Here is a 22,790-nt window from a genome sequence, read left to right as displayed (position 1 = left end):
TCCACCTTTCCCTGACAGTCGCCGCTCCTGGGCCACGACCGCACCGATGGTCGGAGGATTATAGCCCCGACCCAGGGGACGACCGCGCCAAAATGCAAAAAGCGCCCATCAAGGGCGCTTGGGAGGGGTAAGACAGCTTTTATTGGTGTTCTAGCGGCCGTAGAGCTGCCCGTTTTCCACCCTGACCGGGTCTCCGGCACGCCAGCTGGGCGCTTCATCCAGGGTGAGCACCTGACGGCTGCCGTCTTCCAGGCGCACGGTAACTTCGTAGCGGGTGCTGGAGCGGGTCGATTTCTCGATCTGGTGGCCGGCGTAGGCCCCGCCCACGGCTCCGGCCACGGTGGCCAGCTTGCGGCCATTGCCGCCGCCCACCTGGTTGCCCAGCACCCCGCCCAGCAGGCCGCCGGCAATGGCGCCCAGGCCGCTGCCTTCGCCCGGGGCCTTGATTTCCCGCACCTGCTGCACCACTCCGCAGTCACGGCAGGTCGGCTGGACGGGGGCCGGCGTCACGTCAATGCCGTTGTCCGAGGCGACCCGGCGCAGGGGGGAGTCCTGGCGGGGTTCTTCTTCCCGGGTCCGGACCGGGGTTTCCCGGGGGGCCGGGCGGGCACTGGCGACGTTCCGGGGTTTTTCCTGGGTGGCCGGGTGCACGGTGACGGTGCTGCCGGCAGGAATCTGCAAGGTGGCATGGGGACTGTCCTGCCTGGCTGGAGCGGGGGTGACGGGCGCTGCGGCCACCACCTCCTGGGCCTCCTGGGGCGCGGGAGCCGCGGGGCGGGGCAGCCAGCCCAGCAGGTGGGCGGTGCCTGCCAGGCTGAGCACGGTGACCGAGGTGGCGGCCACCAGGATCAGGGGGTGGGTTTTCCTGATCAGGGGTTGGGCGGTGTTTTCCATGAGGGTGTCTCCTGAGGTGAAACTGGTTCCGGACCAGATACCGCAAAAACGGGTCCGGCCCTTTCCCCGGGGGACAGGGGACACAATTCTTTACACCGGGTGACGGGCAGTCATGGAGTTCCTTCGGCTGGGCGCGGCGTTCCCAGGAGCAGGTCGCTGCTTGCTGCAGCTGTTTCCCGGTAGGCGAGACTGAGGGCCCCCTGGGCCTGGATCCGCGCCTGGGCCTCGGCCAGATGCGCTCCCGCGAGCCGGCTGTCCAGACCCACGATCCAGGGTTGCAGCTGGGCCAGGAGGGGGTAATCGGGGGCAACCCGGCCGAAGCGGTGTACGGCGATCCGGTAGCCCCGGCGGTGGTAGTTGCGCGCGGCCCTGAGCAGGTGAGGCACGGCTTCGACCCCGTCCAGGTCCAGCTCCAGGGTGATCCGGGTGGGGAGCAGGCCGCAGGGACGCAGGATTTCCTCGAAGGCCAGCCCGTGGCTGTCGGGGACGCTCTGGACGTGGCGGGGATGTACCTGGAGCAGCAGATTGCCCTGCAGGCCCTGGCTGAGATAGTTGAGGGCATGCAGGGTGCGCACCAGCCGGTCCAGATAGATGAACTCCTCATCGTCGCTGGGGAGCACGAACAGGGCTTCCGGCTCCAGCCGGGTGCCCCGCTCCAGGTGCAGGATTTCCAGGCTGGCCCGGTGCCCGTGCAGCCGCCCGCTGCGGCGTTCGAGAATGGGCAGGAAGCGGGAGCCCAGTTGCAGCCCGGCAAAGCGGGCCCAGACCTGGCGTTCGCCGCTGGCAAAGGGTTGGGGAACACGCAGGGAACCCGGTTGGTGGCGGGCCTGGTGGTTCAGGTGGCGGACGAGTTCGGTGAGCGGCATGTTCTTTTCCTGGTGCGCTGAAAGGGGCTCAGTTTCTGTCCCGGGGCCCGGAGCGGACAACGAAGAAAAAAGCATGAGCTTATGGGCTGGCGGGGGCGGGAAAATGGCATAAGCAAATCAGAAATGAATCGTTCCCCGGGGTGGCGCGGGTTTCTAGACTGGCTCCACATCAACGCAACGGAGCCCATCATGCAGCGCCCATCCCTTATCGCCGGCTTGTTCGCCGCCACCCTCCTGATTTCTCCCCTGGCCCAGGCCCAGACCACCCTCCTCAATGTCTCCTACGACCCGACCCGGGAGCTGTACCAGGAATTCAACCCGGCCTTTGCCAAATACTGGGCCGCCAAGACCGGTGAAAAGCTCAGCGTCAAACAGTCCCACGGGGGCTCCGGCAAGCAGGCCCGGGCCGTGATCGACGGGGTGGAGGCCGACGTGGTGACCCTGGCCCTGGCCGGGGACATAGACGCCATTGCCGACAAGGCCAAGGTGCTGCCCCCCGACTGGCAGAAGCGCCTGCCCCTCAACAGCACGCCCTATACCTCCACCATCGTGTTCCTGGTCAGGAAGGGCAATCCCAAGGGGATCAAGGACTGGGACGATCTGGTCAAGCCCGGGGTGCAGGTGATCACCCCCAATCCCAAGACCTCCGGCGGCGCCCAGTGGAATTACCTGGCCGCCTGGGAATTCGCCAAGCGCAAGTACGGCGGTGATGACAAGGCCCGGGAGTTCGTGAAGCGGCTCTACAAGAATGTGCCGGTGCTGGATTCCGGGGCCCGGGGTTCCACCATCACCTTCGTGGAGCGGGGCATAGGCGATGTCTTCCTGTCCTGGGAAAACGAGGCCTTCCTGGCCATCAAGGAGCTGGGGCCCGACAAGTTCGACATCGTCGTGCCCTCCCTCTCCATCCTCGCCGAGCCTCCCGTGGCCGTGGTGGACAAGGTGGTGGACAAGAAGGGCACCCGCAAGGTGGCCCAGGCCTACCTGGAGTATCTCTACAGCGAGGAGGGCCAGGAAATTGCCGCCCGGAACTACTACCGCCCGACCCTGGAAAAGGTGGGTAAGAAGTACGCCAGCCAGTTCCCCAAGGTGAAGCTGTTCACCATCGACGAGGCCTTCGGCGGCTGGAGCAAGGCCAAGGCCACCCACTTTGCTGATGGCGGCGTGTTCGACCAGATCGTCTCGAAGTGATCCGGACGCCATGGGGACAAAACGGGGCTGCGGCCCCGTTTTTGTTTATACGGATTCGAACATAAGCAATGAAGTTTTTATTATTTTTTGGCTTGCTGCGCTGCAAATAAACTGGCCCGGTCAAATCTTTCACGGGAAGTTCAGCATGTCGCAAAATCGTTTCCTGGCCCGCCTGATCGGCGGCGTCGGCCTCCTGGCCGCCAGCCTCGCCCCCGCTTTTGCGGATACCACCCTCCTCAATGTGTCTTACGACGTTTCCCGGGAGCTATACAAGGAGATCAACCCGGCCTTTGCCGCCCAGTGGCAGGGGAAGCACCGGGAAAAAATCAACATCAGCCAGTCCCATGGGGGTTCCAGCAAGCAGGCCGGTGCCGTGATCGGCGGGCTGGAGGCGGACGTGATCACCATGAACCAGGCCCCCGACATCGACATCCTGGTGGAGCGGGGCGGGCTGGTGGCGGCAGACTGGAAAAAGCGCTTCCCCCACGAGGCGACCCCCTACAGCAGCATTTCCGTGTTCCTGGTCAGGAAGGGTAACCCCAAGGGCATCAAGGACTGGTCTGACTTGGCCCGTCCCGGGGTTGCCGTGATCGTGCCCAACCCCAAGACTTCCGGCAATGGCCGCTACACCTGGCTGGCCGCCTGGGGCTATGCCCTGCAACAGTACAAGGGCGATGAGGTCCGGGCGCGGGAATTCGTGGGCAAGCTGTTCGGCAACGTGCCGGTGCTCGACGGCGGCGGCCGGGGAGCCACCACCACCTTCACCCAGCGGGGCGTCGGCGATGTGCTGGTGACCTTCGAAAACGAGGCGGTGCTGATCGACAAGGAAGTGGGCGGCGGTCAGTTCGACCTGGTCTATCCCTCCGTCACCATCGAAGCGCCCGCCCCCGTGGCGGTGGTGGACAAGGTGGTGGACAAGAAGGGAACCCGGGATGCGGCCACGGCCTACCTGAACTTCCTGTTTTCCCCCGAGGGCCAGGACATCATTGCCCGGCACCATTTCCGTCCCCGGGACCCGGCGCTGCTGAAGAAGTACGCCGCCCGTTTCCCCGCCGTGCAGACCTTTACCGTAGACAGCGCCCTGGGCGGCTGGGCCAAGGTGCAGAAGGCCCACTTCGCCGACGGCGGCCTCTACGACCAGATCGCGGCGAGGCGCTAAATGGCGGCCCAGCAACATAAGGTCCTGCCCGGCTTTCACCTGGCCCTGGGGTACACCCTGGTGTACCTCTCCCTGGTGGTGCTGATTCCCCTGGCAGCCGTGTTCATCAAGTCCTCGGCTCTGAGTCTCGAGGAGTTCTGGGCGGTGGTCAGCGCCCCCCGGGTGGTGGCCACCTATCAGGTGAGCTTCGGCCTCTCGCTCCTGGCTGCGGCCATCAATGCGGTGTTCGGCCTGATGCTGGCCTGGGCCCTGGTGCGCTACCGCTTTCCCGGCAAGAAGCTGGTCGATGCCCTGGTGGATCTGCCTTTTGCCCTGCCCACGGCCGTGGCCGGCATCGCCCTGACGGCCCTGTATGCGGGCAACGGCTGGCTGGGCCAGTACCTGGAGCCCCTGGGCATCAAGGTGGCTTTCGGCCCCCTGGGCATCCTGGTGGCCCTGGTGTTCATCGGTCTGCCCTTCGTGGTGCGTACCGTGCAGCCCATCCTGGAGGATCTGGATACGGAGCTGGAAGAGGCTGCCGCCAGCCTGGGGGCGCAGCGCTGGCAGACCTTCCGCCTGGTGATCCTGCCCATCCTGCTGCCGGCGCTGCTGACTGGTTTTGCCCTGGCCTTTGCCCGGGCGGTGGGGGAGTACGGCTCGGTGATCTTCATTGCCGGGAACCTGCCCTTTGTCTCGGAAATCACGCCGCTGATGATCATCACCAAGCTGGAGCAGTATGACTACGTAGGAGCTACCGCCATTGCCGTGGTGATGCTGCTGATCTCCTTCGCCCTGTTGCTGCTGATCAACCTGCTGCAGGCCTGGACTGCTAAAAGAACCGGGAGGAACCGCTAATGGCCGGCGCCGCCACAACCCTGCACTGGCACGGGGACCATGCCAGCAAGTACGAGAGCCGCTCGGCCACCCGGGAAGCCCCCTGGGTGAAAGGGCTGATCCTGGGCCTGTCCCTGACCTTCTTCGCGGTATTCCTGCTCCTGCCCCTGGTGGCCGTGTTCGTGGAAGCCCTGAGGAAGGGGCTGGAAACCTACTGGCTGGCCCTGGTGGAACCCGATGCCCTGTCAGCCATCAAGCTCACCCTGATCACGGCGGCCATTGCCCTGCCGGTGAACCTGGTGTTCGGCGTGGCTGCGGCCTGGGCCATCGCCAAGTTCGAGTTCCGGGGCAAGCAGCTGCTCACCACCCTGATCGATCTGCCGTTCTCCGTCTCCCCGGTGGTCGCCGGCCTGATCTACGTGCTCATCTTCGGGGCCCAGGGCTGGTTCGGCCCCTGGCTGGCGGAGCACGACATCCGCATCGTCTTCGCCGTGCCCGGCATCGTGCTGGCCACCGTGTTCGTCACCTTTCCCTTCGTGGCCCGGGAGCTGATTCCCCTGATGCAGGCCCAGGGCAAGGAGGAGGAAGAGGCGGCCGTGGTGCTGGGCGCCAACGGCTGGCAGACCTTCTGGCATGTGACCCTGCCCAACATCAAGTGGGGGCTCCTGTACGGGGTGATCCTCTGCAATGCCCGGGCCATGGGCGAATTTGGCGCCGTGTCGGTGGTTTCCGGCCACATCCGGGGCCAGACCAACACCATGCCCCTGCACGTGGAAATTCTCTACAACGAATACAACTTTGCCGCTGCCTTTGCCGTGGCATCGGTTCTGGCGCTCCTGGCCCTGGTCACCCTGGTGATCAAGACCTGGGTGGAGTGGAAGGCCGCTCAGGCTCAGGCCGCCATTGAGAAATGAGGAAAACAAGATGAGCATCGAAGTACGCAACATCAGGAAGCAGTTCGGCAGCTTCACCGCCCTGGACGACGTGAGCCTGGATTTCCCCACCGGGGAGCTGGTGGCCCTGCTGGGGCCCTCGGGCTGCGGCAAGACCACCCTGCTGCGCATCATCGCCGGTCTGGAGAGCGCCGACAGCGGCAGCGTGCTGCTGGAAGGGGAGGACGCCTCCCACACCCACGTGCGGGAGCGCCAAGTGGGCTTCGTGTTCCAGCATTACGCCCTGTTCCGGCACATGAGCGTGTTCGACAACGTGGCCTTCGGTCTGCGGGTCAAGCCCCGGAAGGAGCGCCCCAGCGAGGCGGTGATCCGGAAGAAGGTTCATGAGCTCCTGGAACTGGTGCAGCTGGACTGGCTCGCCGACCGCTTTCCGGCCCAGCTCTCGGGGGGCCAGCGCCAGCGCATCGCCCTGGCCCGGGCCCTGGCGGTGGAGCCCCGGGTGCTGCTGCTGGACGAACCCTTCGGTGCCCTGGATGCCAAGGTCAGGAAGGAGCTGCGCCGCTGGCTGCGGCGGCTCCACGACGAGCTGCACATCACCTCCATCTTCGTCACCCACGACCAGGAAGAGGCCCTGGAGGTGGCGGACCGGGTGGTCTTGATGGACCACGGCCACGTGGAGCAGATCGGCACTCCCGAGGAGGTCTATCGTCATCCGGCCACCCCCTTTGTCTATGGTTTCCTGGGAGCGGTGAACCACTTCCACGGCCGGGCCGAGGACGGCCAGGTGCGGGTGGGCGAGGATCTGCTGCACCGGGGGCAGGACGCGCTGGCCCTGACGCTGGATCAGGGGGCGCCGGTGGTGGCCTTTGCCCGGCCCCATGAACTGGATATCCTGCCGGGGGAGGCCGGCAACCTGGGGGTGGCGGCGAAGATCTCGCGGATTCTGGCTTTCGGCGTCACGGCCAGGATCGAGCTGGACGGGGTGAACGGTTCCAGCGGTCAGCACTTCGAGGTGGAGCTGACCCGGGAGCAGGTGGAGCGCCAGGGCCTGGCCGAGGGCCAGCCGGTACGCCTGGTGCCCTCCCGCCTCAAGGTATTCGAACAGAAGGGGGCATGAGATGAACCTGCAACAACTGCGCATCGTGCGCGAGACCATCCGCCAGGACTTCAATCTGACAGAGGTGGCCAACGCCCTGTACACCTCCCAACCCGGGGTCTCCAAGCACATCAAGGACCTGGAGGACGAGCTGGGGGTGGAAATCTTCGAGCGCCGGGGCAAGCGCCTGCTGGGGCTCACCGGCCCGGGCCAGGAGCTGGCCGGGGTGGTGGAGCGCATCCTGCTCGACACCCAGAACCTGCGCCGCATTGCCGACCAGTTCGCCAGCCGGGAAACCGGCCACTTCGTGGTGGCCACCACCCACACCCAGGCCCGCTACGCCCTGCCACGGGTGATCAAGTGGTTCAAGGAGGATTACCCCAAGGTGCACCTGACCCTGCACCAGGGCAGTCCCCGGGAAATCGCCGAAATGCTGGCGGCCGGCGAGGCCGACGTGGGCATCGCCACCGAGGGCCTGGATGGCAACGACGATCTGGCGGCCTTCCCCTGCTACAGCTGGCGCCATGGGGTGATCGTGCCCCAGGGCCACCCCCTGCAGGGGGTAGAGAAGCTGACCCTGGAAGCCATCGGCGACTACCCGATCATCACCTACCACGCCGGCTTCACCGGCCGTTCCCACATCGACCAGGCCTTTGCCCGGGCCGGTATCGTGCCCGACGTGGTGCTCTCCGCCATCGATGCGGACGTGATCAAGACTTACGTGGGCCTGGGCCTGGGGGTGGGGCTGATTGCTTCCATGGCCTTCGATCCCGAGCAGGACCGGGGGCTGGCCCTGCTTCAGGCGGAGGACATCTTCCCCCTCAACACCACCCGGCTGGCGGTGCGTAAGGGGGCCTGGCTGAGGAGCTATGCCCATGCCTTCATCGAGAAGGTGTCGCCGGAGCTTTCCGAGGCCGTGGTCAAGGAAGCCATGCGCCAGGGGCTGCGCGGCAGCGACTGAAGCCGGCCGCCAGCGGCCTCAGCCGGCGGGGCGGGCGTGCTGTAGCAGCAGTTGGACCAGGGTTTCAGGGTCCAGGGGCTTGGCGATGTGGGCTACCATGCCGGCGGCGCGGCAGCGCTCCCGGTCCTCTTCCAGGGCATGGGCGGTCTGGCCGATCACGGGCAGCTCCGGGTCCTGCTGCAGGAGCTGGCGGGTGGCCTCGAAGCCGTCCATTTCCGGCATCTGGACATCCATCAGGACCACCTGGAAGGCTTTCGGGCCGGCTTCGGCCAGGCGTTCCAGCACCTCCAGGCCGTTGCCGGCCAGGCTGAGGCGGGCACCTTCCCGGGTCAGGATGTCCTCCAGCACCAGGCGGTTGATCTCGTTGTCCTCGGCCACCAGGATGCTCATGCCTTCCAGCCGCATTTCCCGGGCTCCCCTGTCCTCCCTGGGGCAGGGCAGGGCGGCGGGTTGGCAGGGCAGGCTGACCCGGAAGCTGCTGCCCTGGCCGGGGGCGCTGTCCACCCGGATGGCGCCGCCCAGAAGTTCCACTAGGCTGCGGGTGATGGCCAGCCCCAGGCCAGTGCCGCCGTACTTGCGGGTGATGGAGCTGTCCGCCTGTTCAAAAGCCTGGAACAGGCGGGATTGCTGTTCCACGGTCATGCCGATGCCGGTATCTCGCACTGTCAGCTCCAGCAGGCCGTCGCGGCACTCGGCTTCCAGGGCGATGCTGCCCTGTTCGGTGAATTTGATGGCGTTGGACAGCAGGTTGGCGAGAATCTGCCCCAGGCGCAGGGGGTCCCCCTGGCAGGCGGCGGGCAGGTCGGGGGCCAGGCGCAATTCCAGCTGCAAGCCCTTTTCCGTGGCCCTGTCGCTCACCAGGGCCAGGGCATTTTCCAGGAGGGGGCGCAGGGCCAGGGGCGTGGATTCCACCTGCAGCTTGCCGGCCTCAATCTTGGAGAAGTCGAGGATGTCATTGACGATGCCCAGCAGCAGCCGTCCCGAGTCGAGAATGCGGCTGAAATGCCGGTGCAGGGGGGTATCCCGGGGGGCATCCCGGAAGCCGATCTGGGCCAGGCCCAGGATGCCGTTCAAGGGGGTGCGGATCTCGTGGCTCATGTTGGCGAGGAAATCGCTCTTGATCCGGGCCAGCCGTTCCGCTTCCCGGCGGGCGCTTTCCCGGGCTTCTTCCAGGGCCCGCCGCTCGGTGATGTCCATGAAGCTGACCACGGCACCGACGATGCGCCCATCCCGCACCATGGGGTGGGTGGAGTAGAGCACCGGGATGGGGTGCCCGTCCGCGTGCCAGTACACCTCGTTGTCCACCGTCACGCCATGACCGTCCTGGAGGGTGCCCACGATCGGGCAGTCATGGCCCGGGTAGTTGCGGCCATCCGCGTGGCGGCCGTGGATGATGTAGTGGATGGGGCGGCCCAGCAGCCGTTCGGGGGGGTAACCGAGCATGCTGCAGGCGGCCGGGTTGATGAAGGTGAGGCAGCCTTCCAGGTCGATGCCGTACAGGCCGTCTGCCGTGGATTCCAGCAGCAGCCGGGCCTGGGCTTCGGCAGCCGTGAGCTGGGCGGTGCGGGCGGCCACCCGCTCCTCCAGGTTCTGCCGGTAGGTTTCCAGCTCCCGGTCCTTTTCCAGTCGTTCGCTGATGTCCCAGCCGTAGACGATGAACAGGTTGTCCGCCAGGCGGGCGGCGTGCAGTTGCAGCCAGCATTCCTTGCCCTCCCGGGGTTGCAGCAGGAATTCCCCGGTCAGGCGCCCCTTCCAGAGCAGTTGCCGGAACTGCTGCTGCAGATGTTCCCGGGCGGCGGGGGCGGCCAGCTCCAGCAGGGTGAGCTGCAGCAGGGCTTCCCGGGGGAAGCCCAGGAGCCGTTCGCTTTCCGGATTGCAGTCGTGGAAGTGCCCCTGTTCATCCAGCACCCAGACCGCCAGGGGGGCATTCTCGATATAGGCCCGCAGCCGGGCCTCGCTGGCGCTCAAGGCGGCCTCGGCCCGTTTCTGTTCGGTGATGTCCCGGGAGATGCCGAACAGGCCGCTGATCCGGCCGTCAATTTCAATCAGGGGGCCCTTGACCACCCAGAACACCTTTTCCTCCCCCTGGCTCGTGACCAGCCGCTCCTCCAGGGAGTGGGGCTTGCCGCCGGCCAGCACGTTCCGGTCGATCTCGGCCAGCATGGTGGCCGTCTCGGGATTGAAGATGTGGGCGTCGGTACGGCCCAGGACTTCCTCGGCGGGCTTGCCGATGATGCGGGCAGCCCCCTCGTTGAAGAGTTCGTAACGGCCCTCCAGGTCCTTCACGAAGATGGCGTCGTCGGAACCGTGCACCACCGCCTCCATCAGCTTCTTCTGGCGATTGAGGCTGGCTTCCGCCCGGGCGTTGCGCACCATGAGCAGGAACAGCAGGGTGAGGAAGGCCAGCCACAGGGCCAACCCCAGGCGCTGGTCCTGCTGCTGCCGGCGAATCTTCTCTCCCAGTTGCAGCACCAGTTCCGTTTCCAGGCGGTTGGCCAGCTGTTCGGCCGAGTGGAAGGCGTTGTGCTGGTGCAGGATGAGGATTTCCTTCTGGCCTATGCCTTCCAGCAGACGCTGGCTGATCAGGGCAAATTCCGCCAGGGCTTTCTGGTATTCGCGGACCTGCTGGCGCAGGGCGTCGGTGGGGGGGGTGGCTACCAGGCCTTGCAGGGAGCTTTCGCCGCTCAGCATGTCTGCGATGCGCTGGTCGGCGCTTTCCAGCAGGGCCATGATCTCCTGGCGCTGCACGGCTTCGCCGGCCTCCCGCTTGCCCTGGAGCAGGAAGGCCAGGCTGGCGTCGTGGCGGGCCTGGCGCAGGTTGTCGGTGGCCGGCACGTAGGTGGCGTAGGACTGCCACCAGAGCTGGTTGCCCCACCACAGCAGGCCACAGGACACCAGAGCCACCAGGCCCAGCAGGATCAGGTTGAGTTCGGGGCGCGAGAGCCAGGACAGGCGGGGCGGGGACATGACTTACTCCCGGTGAAACGAAGGCAGGTTGTTGCGGCCGAATCCGAAGGGGGCGATCCGCTCCAGGTGCTCGGGGCTGCCGATGTAGGCGGCCAGCTCCCGGTCGAAACGCTCCCGCAGCTCCTGGTCCCCGGGGCGGAAGGCGAAGGCGGCGCAGCCGGAAATGGGGCGCGCCCCCCGGAATGGCGTGGCCCGCTCCAGGGCTGGCCGCTGCCCGGCCAGGTAGCTGATGCTGGGGCCGGACAGGGCCAGGGCATCCACCAGGTGCTGATCCATGGCCCGCAGGGCCAGGTCCACGGTGGCGAAAAAGAACAGCCGTTCCGGGGGAACCCCGGCCTGGCGCGCCTCGTCCGCTTCCACGGCACCGCTCAGGAGGGCCAGCCGGGCCTGGTTGCGGGCCGCCAGGTCCTGCAGGCTGTACAGGCCCAGGGGATTGCCGCGGCGCACCAGCAGGGCCGGCTCGACACAGGCGCTGGGCTGGCTGAAGGCCACCAGGGCTTCCCTTTCCGGGGTCACGAACTGGCCGCTGGCGATCATGTCGAAGCGGCCGGCCCGGAGTTCCGGGATCAGGTCGGCAAAATCCCGCTGGATCCAGCGGATATCGGTGATGCCCATCCGCGCCAGGACCGCCCGGGCCACTTCCGGGGCTTCGCCGCTGACCCGGCCCTGCTCGTCCCGCAGGGCAAACGGGGGTTCCCAGGCGTAAGCGATACGGATGCTGCGTCCCTGCTGTACCCGTGTGGCGCTGCTGTCCGCGCTGTCCAGGAACAGCCGCGCGGCAAAGGCCAGGCCGGCCAGCAGCAGGCATAGGGCGAGGATCAGGGGGAGCTTGCGCATGGAAGCACCGGGGCGGCATCAGGTGCTTCCAGTATCCCATAGGCCTGAGGGGCAGCCTATTCAGACTAAGGTGCTAGGGAATCACCTAGTTGTTTGCTGATTGGCTAGGTATATTATGCAAAAAGTAATAGCGCACGGCGGCGCCATTCCATACATCCAAGAGGAGACAAAAATGACAATTGCCAAACGACTGCTGGTGCTGATCCTGCTGTCCGTTCTGGGCCTGGTGGCGGTGGGCGCCATCGGTTTGCTGCAGATGGGGCGGATCAATGATGGCCTGAATCAGGTGCACGACAACTCCATACCCAGCATCCTCAAGGTGGGGGAACTCGAGACGGTCTTCCTGCGTTACCGTACCCGGGTCATGTACCACCTGCTGGCTACCGAGGCGAGCGCCATGGCCGAGCATGAAAAGGTGCTTGGCGAGTACAAGGTGATGATGTATCAGCACATCAAGGACTACGAGGCCCTGATCAGCGACGACAAGGACCGGCAGTACCTGGAGAGCACCAAGACCCTGCTGGCCGACTATTTCAAGACCGTGGATCACGCCCTGGAGCTTTCCCGGGCGAACCGGAACACGGAGGCCCGGGACTACCTGCTGGGCACGGCCTACAAGACGGCCCAGACCCTGGCGAAAAATCTGGAAGAGCATGCCCACTACAACGAAACCCTGGCTGAAGCAGAGGTAGCCAAGGCTGAGGCGGCCTACAGCAGCGGCCGGACCCTGGCCCTTCTTTCCATCCTTGTCGTGGCGGCCTGCGCCATCACTCTGGGCTTCTTCACCTACCGCCACGTGAGCGGTTCCCTGAACAGCATGGCGGGGATGTTCACCCGCATTGCCCGGGAGCTGGATTTCACCGGGCGCATGCCGGTCAAGGGCAGCGACGAAGTGGCCCGCACCGGCGAAGCCTTCAACCAGCTGCTGGCCCGCCTCCAGGACAGCCTGCAGGAAATCAACCGGCAGGCGTCGGCTGTATCGGAGGCCGCCAGCCGGGTGTCCACTGCCTCTCAGCAGATGTCCGTGGCCTCGGCCCAGCAGAGCGAATCCGCCTCCAGCATGGCGGCCACCATGGAAGAGATGACCGTGAGCATCAACCATGTGGCCGACCGGGCCACCGAGGCGGATCAGCTTTCCTCGGCCTCGGGACGGCTGGCCAAGGACGGCACCCGCATCATCGGCAGCACCGTGGAGGGCATCAACAGCATCGCCGCCACCGTGCGCGAGGCGTCCGAACAGATCACCCGCCTGGAAGAGAACAGCGAACGGGTCAATTCGGTGGTGGCGGTGATCAAGGAAGTGGCCGACCAGACCAACCTCCTGGCCCTGAATGCCGCCATCGAGGCGGCCCGGGCCGGGGAGCAGGGCCGCGGTTTTGCCGTGGTGGCCGACGAGGTCCGCAAGCTGGCCGAGCGCACCACCCAATCCACCCAGGAAATCGGCCGGACCATTGCCGAGATGCGGAGTGGCGCCCAGGTGGCGGTGCACAGTATCCAGGCGGTGGTGGAGCGGGTGCAGACCGGGGTGAGTCAGGCGGAAAAGGCCAACGAGGCCATTCTGGAAATCGGCAGCAGTTCCGCGCAGACCGTGGACATGGTGGGCGACATCACCGAGGCCATCCGGGAGCAGAGCAGCGCCAGTACCAGCATCGCCCAGCAGGTGGAGCGCATTGCCCAGATGTCCGAGGAGAACAGCGCTGCCGCCCAGGCCACTTCGGATACCGCCGGGGAGCTGGCGCGCCTGTCCGAATCCATGCAGCGGGTGGTGAGCCAGTACCGGGTCTGACAGCGTGGGGCGCCGGCCGTGCCCGGCGCGGCCGCTGATCGGCGGGGGAAACCCTGGCGCCGACGGGCGGCAGGCTTCGGCGTTTGCGGCCGGGTTCGAGGGGTGGCGCTGGCTTTCGTCACCCGCAGCGGGGGTTGGGGCTCATTCTTCCGAAGCGAAATCGGGCAGGGCTTCTTCCTGGTCCCTGGCCTTGAGCAGGAAGCGCTCCGGGGCCAGGGCGGCTACCAGATCGTTTTCCAGGGGCAGGGGTTCGCCGCCCATGCGGCTGGCCAGCAGGTCGGCCATCAGGGCGGACCAGACGATGCCCCTGGCCCCGAAGCCCTGGATGCACCAGAGGCCGGGCAGGGTGGGCACGTGCCGGCCGCGGATGGGGCGGGACAGGTCGGGGACCGGGCCCACCACGGGCAGACGGTCCGGGGTGACCGGGCGAAAGCCGACCCGGCCCTGGAGCCCGGCGGCTTCCACCCGGTCGGCAAAGCCGGGCAGCAGGCGGTTCAGCTTGTGCAGGTTGTCCTGGTGTTCTTCCAGACGGAGCCCGGTTTCCGTATCCCCCACCTGAAAGCTGGCGCCGCAGACCCGCAGCCCGTCCACCTCCGGGGTGGCATAGCCCTGGCCGCAGACCAGGAGCTTCAGGGGTGGGGTGTCGGTGGCCGGCAGCAGGGTCACCTGGCCCCGGGCGCCCTTCTGGGGCAGCCAGGCGAAGAGGGGAAAGCGGGGCGCATCCACCCCGCTGGCCATCACCAGGTGGGGTGCCGTACCCAGGATCTGGCCCTGTTCGTCCAGGGCCTGCCATTGTTCTCCCTGGTAGCGGATGGCCGTCACCGGGCAAGAGGTGTGCAGGCGGATGCGCTCAGGCTGGCTGTCCAGGTTGGCCTGGCACAGGGTCGGGGGCTGCACCCAGCCCCCCAGGGGAAAATACCAGCCGCCCCGGTCCACGGGCCATTCCAGCAGGGCGGAGGCCGCCTCCCGGTCCAGGTATTGCAGGAATTCCGGCGGTAGGCCCAGGGTTGCCACGGCCCGGGCCTGGGTCGCCTCGTGGGCCGCATCCCGGGCCAGGTGCAGGGCGCCGCTCTGGCCCCAGCGCAGGGGCAGGCCCGCCGCTTCCAGATGCTGCAGGTGGGCCCGGGTGGCGAGGAAGCCGGCCCGGGTGAGGCGGGCCAGCCGGTTGTCGTCCACCGAGGGCAGGGGACGCAGCACCCCGGCCCGGTTGCCCGAGGCGCCCCGGGCCGGCCCGTCTTCCCGCTCCAGCACGTCCACCTGCCAGCCCCGGGACGCCAGCAGGGCCGCGGCCGAGGTGCCGGCGGCGCCGGCGCCGATCACCAGGGCCCGCCGCTCGGCGGGGGCGGGGCTGGGGTGGGGTTTGCGGGAGCGGTAACGGCCGGCGAGCATCTGCCGCTTGCCGGCAAAGCCGGGGCGTTTTTCCAGGTCGAATTCATTGGCGGCCAGGGCCTGGCGCAGCTGGCCGGCCACCGACCAGGTGGCCAGGGTGGCGCCCGGGGCGGCCAGGCGGGCGACGGCCCGGCAGATGTCCGGGGACCACAGTTCCGGGTTCCTGGCCGGGGAGAAGCCGTCCAGGTAGAAGGCATCGGCGGCCAGCATCAGGCGGCGCAGCTCGGTGGTGGCATCGCCGAACACCAGGGTGAGGATCAGCCGCCCCCCTTCCAGGGCCAGCCGGTGCATGCCGGGCACCAGCAGGGGCCAGTGGGCCTGGAGCTGGGCGGCCAGGGGCGCGAACTCGGGCCAGCGGGCCTGGGCCTGGGCCAGGTCCGCCCGGCTGAAGGGGTGTTTTTCCAGGGAGACGAAATGCAGCTGCAGGCAGGCTTTCGGATCGGTCCGCCAGGCCTGCCAGGTGGCGAGGAAGTTGAGCCCCAGGCCGAAGCCGGTTTCCAGGATCACGAAGCTGTCCCGGCCGCGCCAGCGTTCCGGCAGATCGTTGCCGCCCAGGAACACGTGGCGGGCCTGTTCCGGCCCGCCGTGGCTGGAGTGGTACACGTCCCCGAAGCTCTCGGACCAGGGGGTGCCGTCGTCGGCAAAGGCAAGGCGGGCGGGTTCAAGCATGGGGCGGGACCAGGAAGGCTTCCAGGCAGTCGATGAGGATTTCTGCCCGGCGCACGCTCTTGCGGCTCAGGCGCCGGAAGGGGCGGGCCAGGGCACGCAGGCGCCGGGCCCAGGGCAGCATGCGGGTCAGGCACTGGCGTACCGGTGCCGCCGGGTGGCTGGCGAAGTAGGCGGCCAGCAGGGCGGGTAGCAGGGCCCGGGATTCGGTTTCGTCGATGGGGCCGGCCAGGGGCAGCACGTTGAGGAACAGCACCAGGTCATAGGCCTGGGCCAGGGCCAGGGGCAGGCGCTCCAGGGCGGCTTCCTCGAAGTCGATGCGCCAGCAGCTGCCGTCTTCCCGGAGCAGCAGGTTCTTGATCTGGGCGCCCCCGTGCCAGTGGCCGGCGGCGTGGAAGCGGGCCAGCTCCTCCACCCGCTGGCGCAGGAAGGGCTGGCGCTGTTGCTGCTCCAGACCCTTGAGCACGGCAAAGCCGTCCCGGCCCCAGTGGGGCAGCACCATCAGGGTTTCGTCCCAGGCCAGCACCGGGGGCACCGGCTGGCCGGCGGCCGCCAGGGCCTGCAGGCGGCGCCGTTCGTAGGTCGCGTCAGCCGCCAGGGCCGGGGGGCGCAGCGGCTGGCCGGCCAGCCGCCGGGCGCACCAGGCGAGCAGGGGGGCTTCCAGGAACAGCGGGGGCTTGGCCTGCAGGCGTTTGGCCACGTAGCGCTGTTCCTGCCAAACGAAACTGCCCACCGTGCCCTGGAGGGCCTGGTGGGCAGCGGCGAGCAATGCGGGATCTCCTCCGGCCATGGGGTGCCGGAGGGGTCAGGCCTGCTCGGGGCGCATCTGGGGGAACAGGATCACGTCCCGGATGGCGGGGCTGTCGGTGAGCAGCATCACCAGCCGGTCGATGCCGATGCCGCAGCCGCCCGTGGGGGGCAGGCCGAATTCCAGGGCGCGGATGTAGTCGGCGTCGTAGTACATGGCTTCCTCGTCGCCCGCATCCTTGGCCTTGACCTGGGCCATGAAGCGTTCGGCCTGGTCTTCCGGGTCATTCAACTCGGAGAAGCCGTTGGCGATTTCCCGGCCGACGATGAACAGCTCGAAGCGCTCGGTGATCTCCGGGTTGCTGTCCGAGGCCCGGGCCAGGGGGGAGACTTCCACCGGGTAGTCGATGATGAAGGTGGGTTCCCAGAGCTGGGCTTCGGCGCAGGCTTCGAAGAGCTGCAGCTGCAGGGCGCCCAGGGCGCCGGGCTTGACCGGCTCGCCACAGGCCTTGATCTTGGCCTTGATCCATTCGGCGTCGGCCAGCTGGGCGTCGCTGATGTCCGGGTTGTACTTCTGGATCGCCTGGCAGATGGTGAGGCGGTGGAAGGGCTTGGACAGGTCCAGTTCCTTGCCCTGATACACGAAGGTTTCCGCGTTCAGGGCCTCCCGGGCGGCGTGGCGCAGCAGGCCTTCGGTGAAGTCCATGAGGCTCTTGTAGTCGGCGTAGGCCTCGTAGAACTCCATCATGGTGAATTCGGGGTTGTGACGGGGGGAGAGACCCTCGTTACGGAAATTGCGGTTCACCTCGAACACCTTCTCGAAACCGCCCACCACCAGGCGCTTCAGGTACAGCTCGGGGGCGATGCGCATGAACATTTCCATGTCCAGGGCGTTGTGGTGGGTGACGAAGGGCTTGGCGGAGGCGCCCCCCGGGATCGGGTGCAGCATCGGGGTTTCCACTTCCATGAAGCCGTGCCCGCACATGTAGTTGCGGATGCTCTGGACGATGCGGCTGCGGGCAGCGAAGGTGAAGCGGGTCTCCTCATTCATGATGAGGTCCACGTAGCGCTGGCGGTACTTCTGCTCCACGTCGGTGAGGCCGTGGAACTTGTCCGGCAGGGGCCGCAGGGACTTGGTCAGCAGGCGGAATTCGCTCACCTTGACGGATAGTTCGCCGGTCTTGGTCTTCATCAGGGTGCCCACGGCGCCGACGATGTCGCCCATGTCCCAGTGCTTGAAGGCGGTGTAGGTGTCTTCGCCCACCCCGTCCTTGCTCACGTAGAGCTGGATGCGGCCGGAGAGGTCCTGGATGGTGACGAAGGAAGCCTTGCCCATCACCCGTTTCAGCATGACGCGGCCAGCGACGCTGACCTGTACCGGCAGGGCTTCCAGGTCTTCGGTGGCCTTGTCGCCATAGACTTCGTGCAGTTTGCCAGCGGTGTTCTGGCGCTGGAAGTCGTTGGGGTAAGCCTTGCCGGTCTGGCGCCATTCGGCCAGCTTCTGGCGACGCTCGGCGATGATGTGGTTCTCGTCCTGCTGCGGCGCGGCCTGCTGTTCGGTGTTGGACATGCTCAATCCTTCGGGTGGGGCGCCGGAGCGCCTATGGTGCTGTGCAATAAAACTGTGAATTGTCCCCGATTTTCAGGGTGGGGGACAAGTTTCATCGTAATGGATGGCGAGCCAGACCGTGACCTGCCCGGCTGCGGTCCAGGCCACCCGGTGCCGGAGATGGGGCGGCAGATGGAGGAAATCCCCGGGGACGAGGTGACGGATCCCGGCTTCTCCTTCAAGCGCCAGACCTGCCTCCCCCTGGAGCAACAGCACCCATTCGCCCCCGGGCTGGTCGTACCAGAAATCCGGCGGACTGGCCTGGCCGGTGGAGACGATGCGCTCGATGCGCAGGCCGGGACGGGCCAGGAGTTCCTGAAACCCTTCCTCTTCCCGGGGGGAAGAGGGCAGGTCGGCGAACAGGTTGTGCAGCTCGGGCAAGGGAGGTCCGGGTCAGACGCCCTGCTTCAGGCTGGCTTCGATGAAGGGATCCAGATCCCCGTCCAGCACGGCCTGGGTGTTGCCGGTCTCGTAGTTGGTGCGCAGGTCCTTGACCCGGCTCTGGTCGAGCACGTAGGAGCGGATCTGGTGGCCCCAGCCGATGTCGGACTTGGCGTCTTCCAGCTTCTGCTGTTCGGCCCGCTGCTTCCTGAGTTCGAACTCGTAGAGGCGGGCGCGCAGCATCTGCCAGGCTTCGTCGCGGTTGCGGTGCTGGGAACGGTCGTTCTGGCACTGCACGACGATGCCGGTGGGCACGTGGGTCAGACGCACGGCGGAGTCGGTCTTGTTGATGTGCTGACCGCCAGCGCCGGAGGCCCGGTAGGTATCGGTGCGCACGTCGGCCGGGTTGATCTCGATTTCGATGGAGTCATCCACTTCCGGGTACACGAACACCGAGGTGAAGCTGGTGTGGCGGCGGGCGTTGGAGTCGAAGGGGGACTTGCGCACCAGCCGGTGGATGCCGGTTTCCGTGCGCAGGGTGCCATAGGCGTAGTCGCCGCTGAACTTGACCGTGGCGCTCTTGATGCCGGCCACGTCGCCTTCGGATTCTTCCATCAGCTCCACGTTGAAGCCTTTTTTCTCCCCGTACTTCAGGTACATGCGCAGCAACATGGAGGCCCAGTCCTGGGCTTCGGTGCCGCCGGCCCCGGCCTGGATTTCCAGGAAGCAGGGGTTGGGGTCCTGGGGATTGTTGAACATGCGGCGGAATTCGAGCTTGCCCACCTTTTCTTCCATGGCCTGGGCATCCGCCTCGATCCCCTGGATGGTGTCGAAGTCAGCTTCTTCCCGGGCCATGTCGTACAGTTCCCGGGCATCCTTCAGGCCCTGGTCCACGCTCTGCAGCACCAGGACGATGTCCTCCAGGCTGCGTTTTTCCCGGCCCAGGTCCTGGGCCCGCTTGGGGTCGTCCCAGACCCGGGGGTCTTCCAGTTCCAGATTGACGACGATCAGGCGTTCATGCTTCTGATCGTAGTCAAAGATACCTCCGGAGTTCGGCGGAGCGGGCCGCCAGGTCATCGAGGTGGTTGCTGATACTGTTGAGCTGTTCTGCTTCCATGGTGCGGAATCCGTGCCGAAAAAAGCGGAATTATACCCCGCTGGCGGCGGCTTCCCCCGGATGGCAGTCCCGGGACAGTAGATAGGTGTTGCGGCCCCGGTGCTTGGCGGCATACATGGCCTGGTCTGCCGCCGCGCTCAGCTGCCGGGCATCCTGGCCGTCGTCCGGGTAGCAGGCCACGCCGATGCTGGCGGAAATGGATTCCAGCCGGCCATCGAGCTGGAAGGGCTGGGCCAGCTGTTCCAGGATCTTTTCGGCCAGCCGGGCCAGGGGGGCCGGGTCGGCAATGCCTTCCACCAGCACCATGAACTCGTCGCCAGCCAGGCGGGCCACCGTGTCCGAGGCCCGCACGCAGGCCCGCAGACGTTCCCCCACCTGCTTCAGAAGCTCGTCGCCAGCGGCGTGGCCCAGGCTGTCGTTGATTTCCTTGAAGCGGTCCAGGTCGATGAACAGCAGGCCCAGCCGGCTGTTGTCCCGCTGAGCGGTGCTGATGGCGTGTTCGAGGCGGTCCTGGAACAGGCTGCGGTTGGGTAGGCCGGTGAGGGCGTCGTGGTAGGCCTGGTGCCAGACTGCCTCTTCCCGGCGCTTCCGGTCGGTGATGTCGGAAAATACCGCCACGTACTGCTGGATTTTCCCGGAGGGGTCCCGCACTGCCCGGATGGCCAGCCATTCCACGTACAGCCCGCCGTCCTTGCGGCGGTTCCAGATTTCCCCTTCCCAGTGGTCGTCCTGGAGTAGCCGCTCCCACATTTCTTGGTAGAAGGCCGGTCCGTGCCGGCCCGAGGCCAGCAGCTTGGTCGCTTGCCCCACGGCCTCCTGGCTGGTGTAGCCGGTGATGCGCTCGAAGGCTGGATTGACTGCCAGGATGGTGCCCTCGGGGTCGGAAACCAGCACCGCCTCCTGGGCATTGTCGAACACGATCTGAGCCTGCAGCAGCTGTTTCTGGGAGGCCCGCAGGGCGGTGATGTCCAGCAGGGTGCCGATCATCTGCCGGCCCTGGGCCGTCTCCAGGGGCTCGCCGCAGGCCAGCACGGTGCGGGTGCTGCCGTCCGGACAGACGATCCGGTATTCCAGGTTGCGTAGCGGGGTGCCGTGCTGACGGGCCTCTTTCAGGGTGTCCCTGACCCGTTCCCGGTCCTCCGGGTGGATGCGCTCCTGGAAGCTTTCGGCCGGGATGAGGCCCCAGCTTTCCTCGAAACAGAACAGCCGGTGCAGCTGTTCCGAGCCGGTCAGCCGGTTCCGGTCCAGGTCCCAGTGCCAGCTCCCCACCTGGCCGATGCGTTCCGCGTCCCGCAGGATGCGGTGTTCGGCTTCCAGCTCCGCTTCGGTCTCCCCGTGCCGGCGCAGGAGTTGGGACAGGTAGAGGATCAGCAGGGCAATGGTCATGCTCACCACCAGGGCCAGGGCATAGCTGGTCCGGGCCCGATGGTGGATGGGGGCCAGGGCGGCCCCGATGTCCAGGCCCGCCAGCAGGGTGATGCCGTATCCGGGCAGACGCTGGTAGGCGTACAGCCGCTCCACGCCCTCCCTGGCGTCCCGCTGGCGGAACAGGCCCCGGTCCGCCGCGCCGGGGGCCAGGAAGGGGCTGTCGGCCTGGACCCGTTGTCCCAGCCATTGTTGTTCCTGGCTGCTGCGGACCAGGTAGCTGCCGTCATCGGCACTGACGATGGCGATCACGCCCCGGGGACCCAGGTCCACCCGCTCCAGCAGGTGGGCGAAGTGGCGGGGGTCCAGGGAAATCATCACCACCCCGTCAAAGCCCGGGTGGGGGCTGCCGGAGCGGAAGTCGGGCAGGGGGCGGCTCAGGGGGATGATCCAGCGCTGGTTGATGCGGTTCAGGATGGGTTTGCCGATGAACAGGGTGTCGGTTTCGGGCGTGCTGGCGTGGGCCTTGAAGTAGTCCCGGTCGTTCAGGTCCATGGGGAAGTTGGCGGCTTCCGAAGACCAGGCCAGCATGCCCTGGCGGTCCACGATCACGGCCTGGATGGCGAATCCGGCCATGGCGTTGTTGATGAAGCCCTGGCTGTCGCTTTCGAACTGTTGCCGTTCCCGGGTCTGGAATTCCCGGCGCAGGCGGATGGCGACGCTATCGACCCCGCGCAGCACGCTGTCGGTTTGCAGTTGCAGGGCCTCGCTCAGGTTGGCCAGATGGGTTTCCAGGTCGCGGACCGTCTTGGCCTCGATGTCCCGGTAGGTGCCCAGCAGATTGATCCAGAGCATGGCGATGAGGCCCGCTCCCAGAGCCAGCAGACCCCAGGAGGAACGCTTGAAGCCCTTGCCGGATATACGGAAACGAGGCTGCATGTCTTTGTTATATGAGTCTCCCGGTGCGCAAGATAGCATCCAAAGCTACTTCCGTGGCAGGGGGATGGGCGGGGGAAGAGGGAGTGGGGGGCGCACAGGGGTTTTCCGTCATTGACGGGGGCGCCACCAGGCGCCAGCATGGCAGCCTTTTTCCTGGCTGCGAGGCGATGTGGTGACGAATGGGACGACGGGATTCACCCTCCGGCAGGGCGGACTGTTGCTGGCCCTAGCCCTGGGTTGGGGGCTCAACTGGCCGATCATGAAAATGGTGATCAGCCAGGTGCCGCCCCTGACTTTCCGGGGCTTCTGCCTCCTGTTCGGGGGCCTCGGCCTCTTGTTCCTGGCCCGGGCCGGCGGCCAGCGGCTGCGGCCTCCTGCGGGGCAGTGGCCGGTGCTGATCTGGCTGGCCCTGACCAACATCCTGGGCTGGAACGTGCTCGCCATTTACGGAGTGTCCTTCCTGCCCTCCGGGCGGGCGGCCCTGCTGGGCTACACCATGCCGGTCTGGAGCATGCTGCTCTCGGCCCTGTGGCTGGGCAACCACCTCACTCCCCGGCGGCTCCTGGGTCTGGCCTTGGGAGGGCTGGGGGTGCTGACCATGATGGGCATGGAGCTTCTGGGTCTGGCCGGAGCCCCCCTGGGGGCCCTGCTGATGCTGGGGGCAGCCCTCAGCTGGGCGGTGGGGGTGGTTTCCCTCAAGCGTTTCCCCGTGGCGATGCCGCCCATGGCCCTGACCGGCTGGCTGATGCTGCTGGGCGGCCTGCCGGCGGCCCTGGCCGCCCTGGTCCTGGAAGCGCACCGCTGGCAGATGCCCGACCTGGGGCCGGCCCTGGGCCTGGTCTACAACGTCTTCGTGGCCTTCATGTTCTGCTACTGGGCCTGGAACCGCATCGTGCTCACGGTGCCGGTGGCGGTGTCCTCCCTATCCTCCCTGCTCACGCCCCTGGTGGGGGTGCTGGGGGGCATGCTGCTGCTGGGGGAAAGCCCCGGCTGGGGCGAGTTCCTGGGGACTGCCTTCATCCTGGGCGCCGTGGCCACGGTGGTGCTGCCCGAGCGGCGCGGCTGAGCCGGGCTTTTTGCCCCGGTGCCCGATCGCGTATAGTAGGCCAACCCTTTG

The 22,790-nt window shown here is 67.0% G+C and carries 18 protein-coding genes; 8 read left to right on the top strand and 10 right to left on the bottom strand.

All coding sequences use genetic code 11. The features are described from left to right. Window positions 1-150 precede the first annotated feature (150 nt). Together G474_RS0101240 and G474_RS19000 are read right to left on the bottom strand one after the other, a co-directional pair. A complete protein-coding gene (locus G474_RS0101240; protein ID WP_051281633.1) occupies window positions 151-894 on the bottom strand; it encodes a glycine zipper 2TM domain-containing protein in 744 nt (247 codons plus the stop codon). Between the two features lie 110 nt (window positions 895-1,004). Continuing rightward, window positions 1,005-1,760, bottom strand: a complete 756-nt coding sequence (locus tag G474_RS19000; protein ID WP_051281631.1) for an EAL domain-containing protein — start codon at window positions 1,758-1,760, stop codon at window positions 1,005-1,007. Window positions 1,761-1,949: 189 nt separating this feature from the next. Between G474_RS19000 and G474_RS0101230 the strand changes: the two genes are divergently transcribed. The 6 genes from G474_RS0101230 to G474_RS0101205 all read left to right on the top strand — a co-directional run bounded on the left by G474_RS0101230 (window position 1,950) and on the right by G474_RS0101205 (window position 7,870). Then, a complete protein-coding gene (locus G474_RS0101230; RefSeq protein WP_026685399.1) occupies window positions 1,950-2,948 on the top strand; it encodes a sulfate ABC transporter substrate-binding protein in 999 nt (332 codons plus the stop codon). Between the two features lie 145 nt (window positions 2,949-3,093). Next, on the top strand, window positions 3,094-4,107 hold the full coding sequence (locus G474_RS0101225) for a sulfate ABC transporter substrate-binding protein (RefSeq protein ID WP_051281629.1): 1,014 nt from the start codon (window positions 3,094-3,096) through the stop codon (window positions 4,105-4,107). Further along, window positions 4,108-4,941: a sulfate ABC transporter permease subunit CysT gene (gene cysT / locus G474_RS0101220; RefSeq protein WP_026685397.1), complete on the top strand. Its 834-nt coding sequence runs from the start codon at window positions 4,108-4,110 to the stop codon at window positions 4,939-4,941. Then, complete coding sequence (gene cysW / locus G474_RS0101215; RefSeq protein ID WP_026685396.1) at window positions 4,941-5,834, top strand: sulfate ABC transporter permease subunit CysW; 894 nt, start codon at window positions 4,941-4,943, stop codon at window positions 5,832-5,834. The genes cysT and cysW overlap by 1 nt, the downstream gene beginning before the upstream one ends. A 10-nt stretch (window positions 5,835-5,844) precedes the next feature. Then, entirely contained in the window at window positions 5,845-6,930 is a 1,086-nt protein-coding gene (locus G474_RS0101210) for a sulfate/molybdate ABC transporter ATP-binding protein (RefSeq protein WP_026685395.1), read from the top strand. 1 nt (window position 6,931) lies between these two features. Next, complete coding sequence (locus G474_RS0101205) at window positions 6,932-7,870, top strand: CysB family HTH-type transcriptional regulator (protein ID WP_026685394.1); 939 nt, start codon at window positions 6,932-6,934, stop codon at window positions 7,868-7,870. An 18-nt stretch (window positions 7,871-7,888) separates the two neighbouring features. Here the strand turns inward: G474_RS0101205 and G474_RS21755 are convergent, their stop codons facing one another. Next, on the bottom strand, window positions 7,889-10,837 hold the full coding sequence (locus G474_RS21755; RefSeq protein ID WP_051281627.1) for a PAS domain-containing hybrid sensor histidine kinase/response regulator: 2,949 nt from the start codon (window positions 10,835-10,837) through the stop codon (window positions 7,889-7,891). A gap of 3 nt (window positions 10,838-10,840) precedes the next feature. Further along, a complete protein-coding gene (gene ehuB, locus G474_RS0101195; RefSeq protein ID WP_026685393.1) occupies window positions 10,841-11,674 on the bottom strand; it encodes an ectoine/hydroxyectoine ABC transporter substrate-binding protein EhuB in 834 nt (277 codons plus the stop codon). Window positions 11,675-11,846: 172 nt separating this feature from the next. On the opposite strand from ehuB, the gene G474_RS0101190 reads away from it, so the two are divergent. Beyond that, window positions 11,847-13,460, top strand: coding sequence for a methyl-accepting chemotaxis protein (locus G474_RS0101190; protein WP_026685392.1), 1,614 nt, complete (start codon window positions 11,847-11,849; stop codon window positions 13,458-13,460). A 141-nt stretch (window positions 13,461-13,601) separates the two neighbouring features. Here the strand turns inward: G474_RS0101190 and mnmC are convergent, their stop codons facing one another. The 6 genes from mnmC to G474_RS21745 form a co-directional block, all read right to left on the bottom strand. Further along, window positions 13,602-15,518: a bifunctional tRNA (5-methylaminomethyl-2-thiouridine)(34)-methyltransferase MnmC2/FAD-dependent 5-carboxymethylaminomethyl-2-thiouridine(34) oxidoreductase MnmC1 gene (mnmC, locus tag G474_RS0101185; protein ID WP_026685391.1), complete on the bottom strand. Its 1,917-nt coding sequence runs from the start codon at window positions 15,516-15,518 to the stop codon at window positions 13,602-13,604. Continuing rightward, on the bottom strand, window positions 15,511-16,284 hold the full coding sequence (locus tag G474_RS21750) for a BUD32 family EKC/KEOPS complex subunit (RefSeq protein ID WP_051281625.1): 774 nt from the start codon (window positions 16,282-16,284) through the stop codon (window positions 15,511-15,513). Before G474_RS21750 ends, mnmC begins: the two co-directional genes overlap by 8 nt. A 36-nt stretch (window positions 16,285-16,320) precedes the next feature. Next, entirely contained in the window at window positions 16,321-17,832 is a 1,512-nt protein-coding gene (gene lysS / locus G474_RS0101175) for a lysine--tRNA ligase (protein WP_026685390.1), read from the bottom strand. A 72-nt stretch (window positions 17,833-17,904) separates the two neighbouring features. Further along, window positions 17,905-18,252, bottom strand: a complete 348-nt coding sequence (locus tag G474_RS18985; RefSeq protein ID WP_043462746.1) for a cupin domain-containing protein — start codon at window positions 18,250-18,252, stop codon at window positions 17,905-17,907. A 12-nt stretch (window positions 18,253-18,264) separates the two neighbouring features. Next, window positions 18,265-19,369 (bottom strand): peptide chain release factor 2 gene (prfB, locus tag G474_RS0101165; protein ID WP_156919097.1). Its coding sequence is split into 2 segments (ribosomal slippage): window positions 18,265-19,287 and window positions 19,289-19,369, totalling 1,104 coding nucleotides; the frame shifts between segments, so codons are not numbered across the junction. 30 nt (window positions 19,370-19,399) lie between these two features. Then, the gene (locus G474_RS21745) at window positions 19,400-21,673 is read right to left on the bottom strand and encodes a bifunctional diguanylate cyclase/phosphodiesterase (RefSeq protein ID WP_051281623.1); all 2,274 of its coding nucleotides are present in this window, start codon (window positions 21,671-21,673) and stop codon (window positions 19,400-19,402) included. 169 nt (window positions 21,674-21,842) lie between these two features. Here G474_RS21745 and G474_RS0101155 point away from each other — a divergent pair, with 169 nt between their 5' ends. After that, on the top strand, window positions 21,843-22,739 hold the full coding sequence (locus G474_RS0101155) for a DMT family transporter (RefSeq protein WP_342663566.1): 897 nt from the start codon (window positions 21,843-21,845) through the stop codon (window positions 22,737-22,739). Window positions 22,740-22,790 lie beyond the last annotated feature (51 nt).

Source organism: Azovibrio restrictus DSM 23866 (assembly GCF_000429665.1).
Lineage (GTDB): Bacteria > Pseudomonadota > Gammaproteobacteria > Burkholderiales > Rhodocyclaceae > Azovibrio > Azovibrio restrictus.
This window is presented reverse-complemented; position numbering and strand designations above follow the sequence as displayed.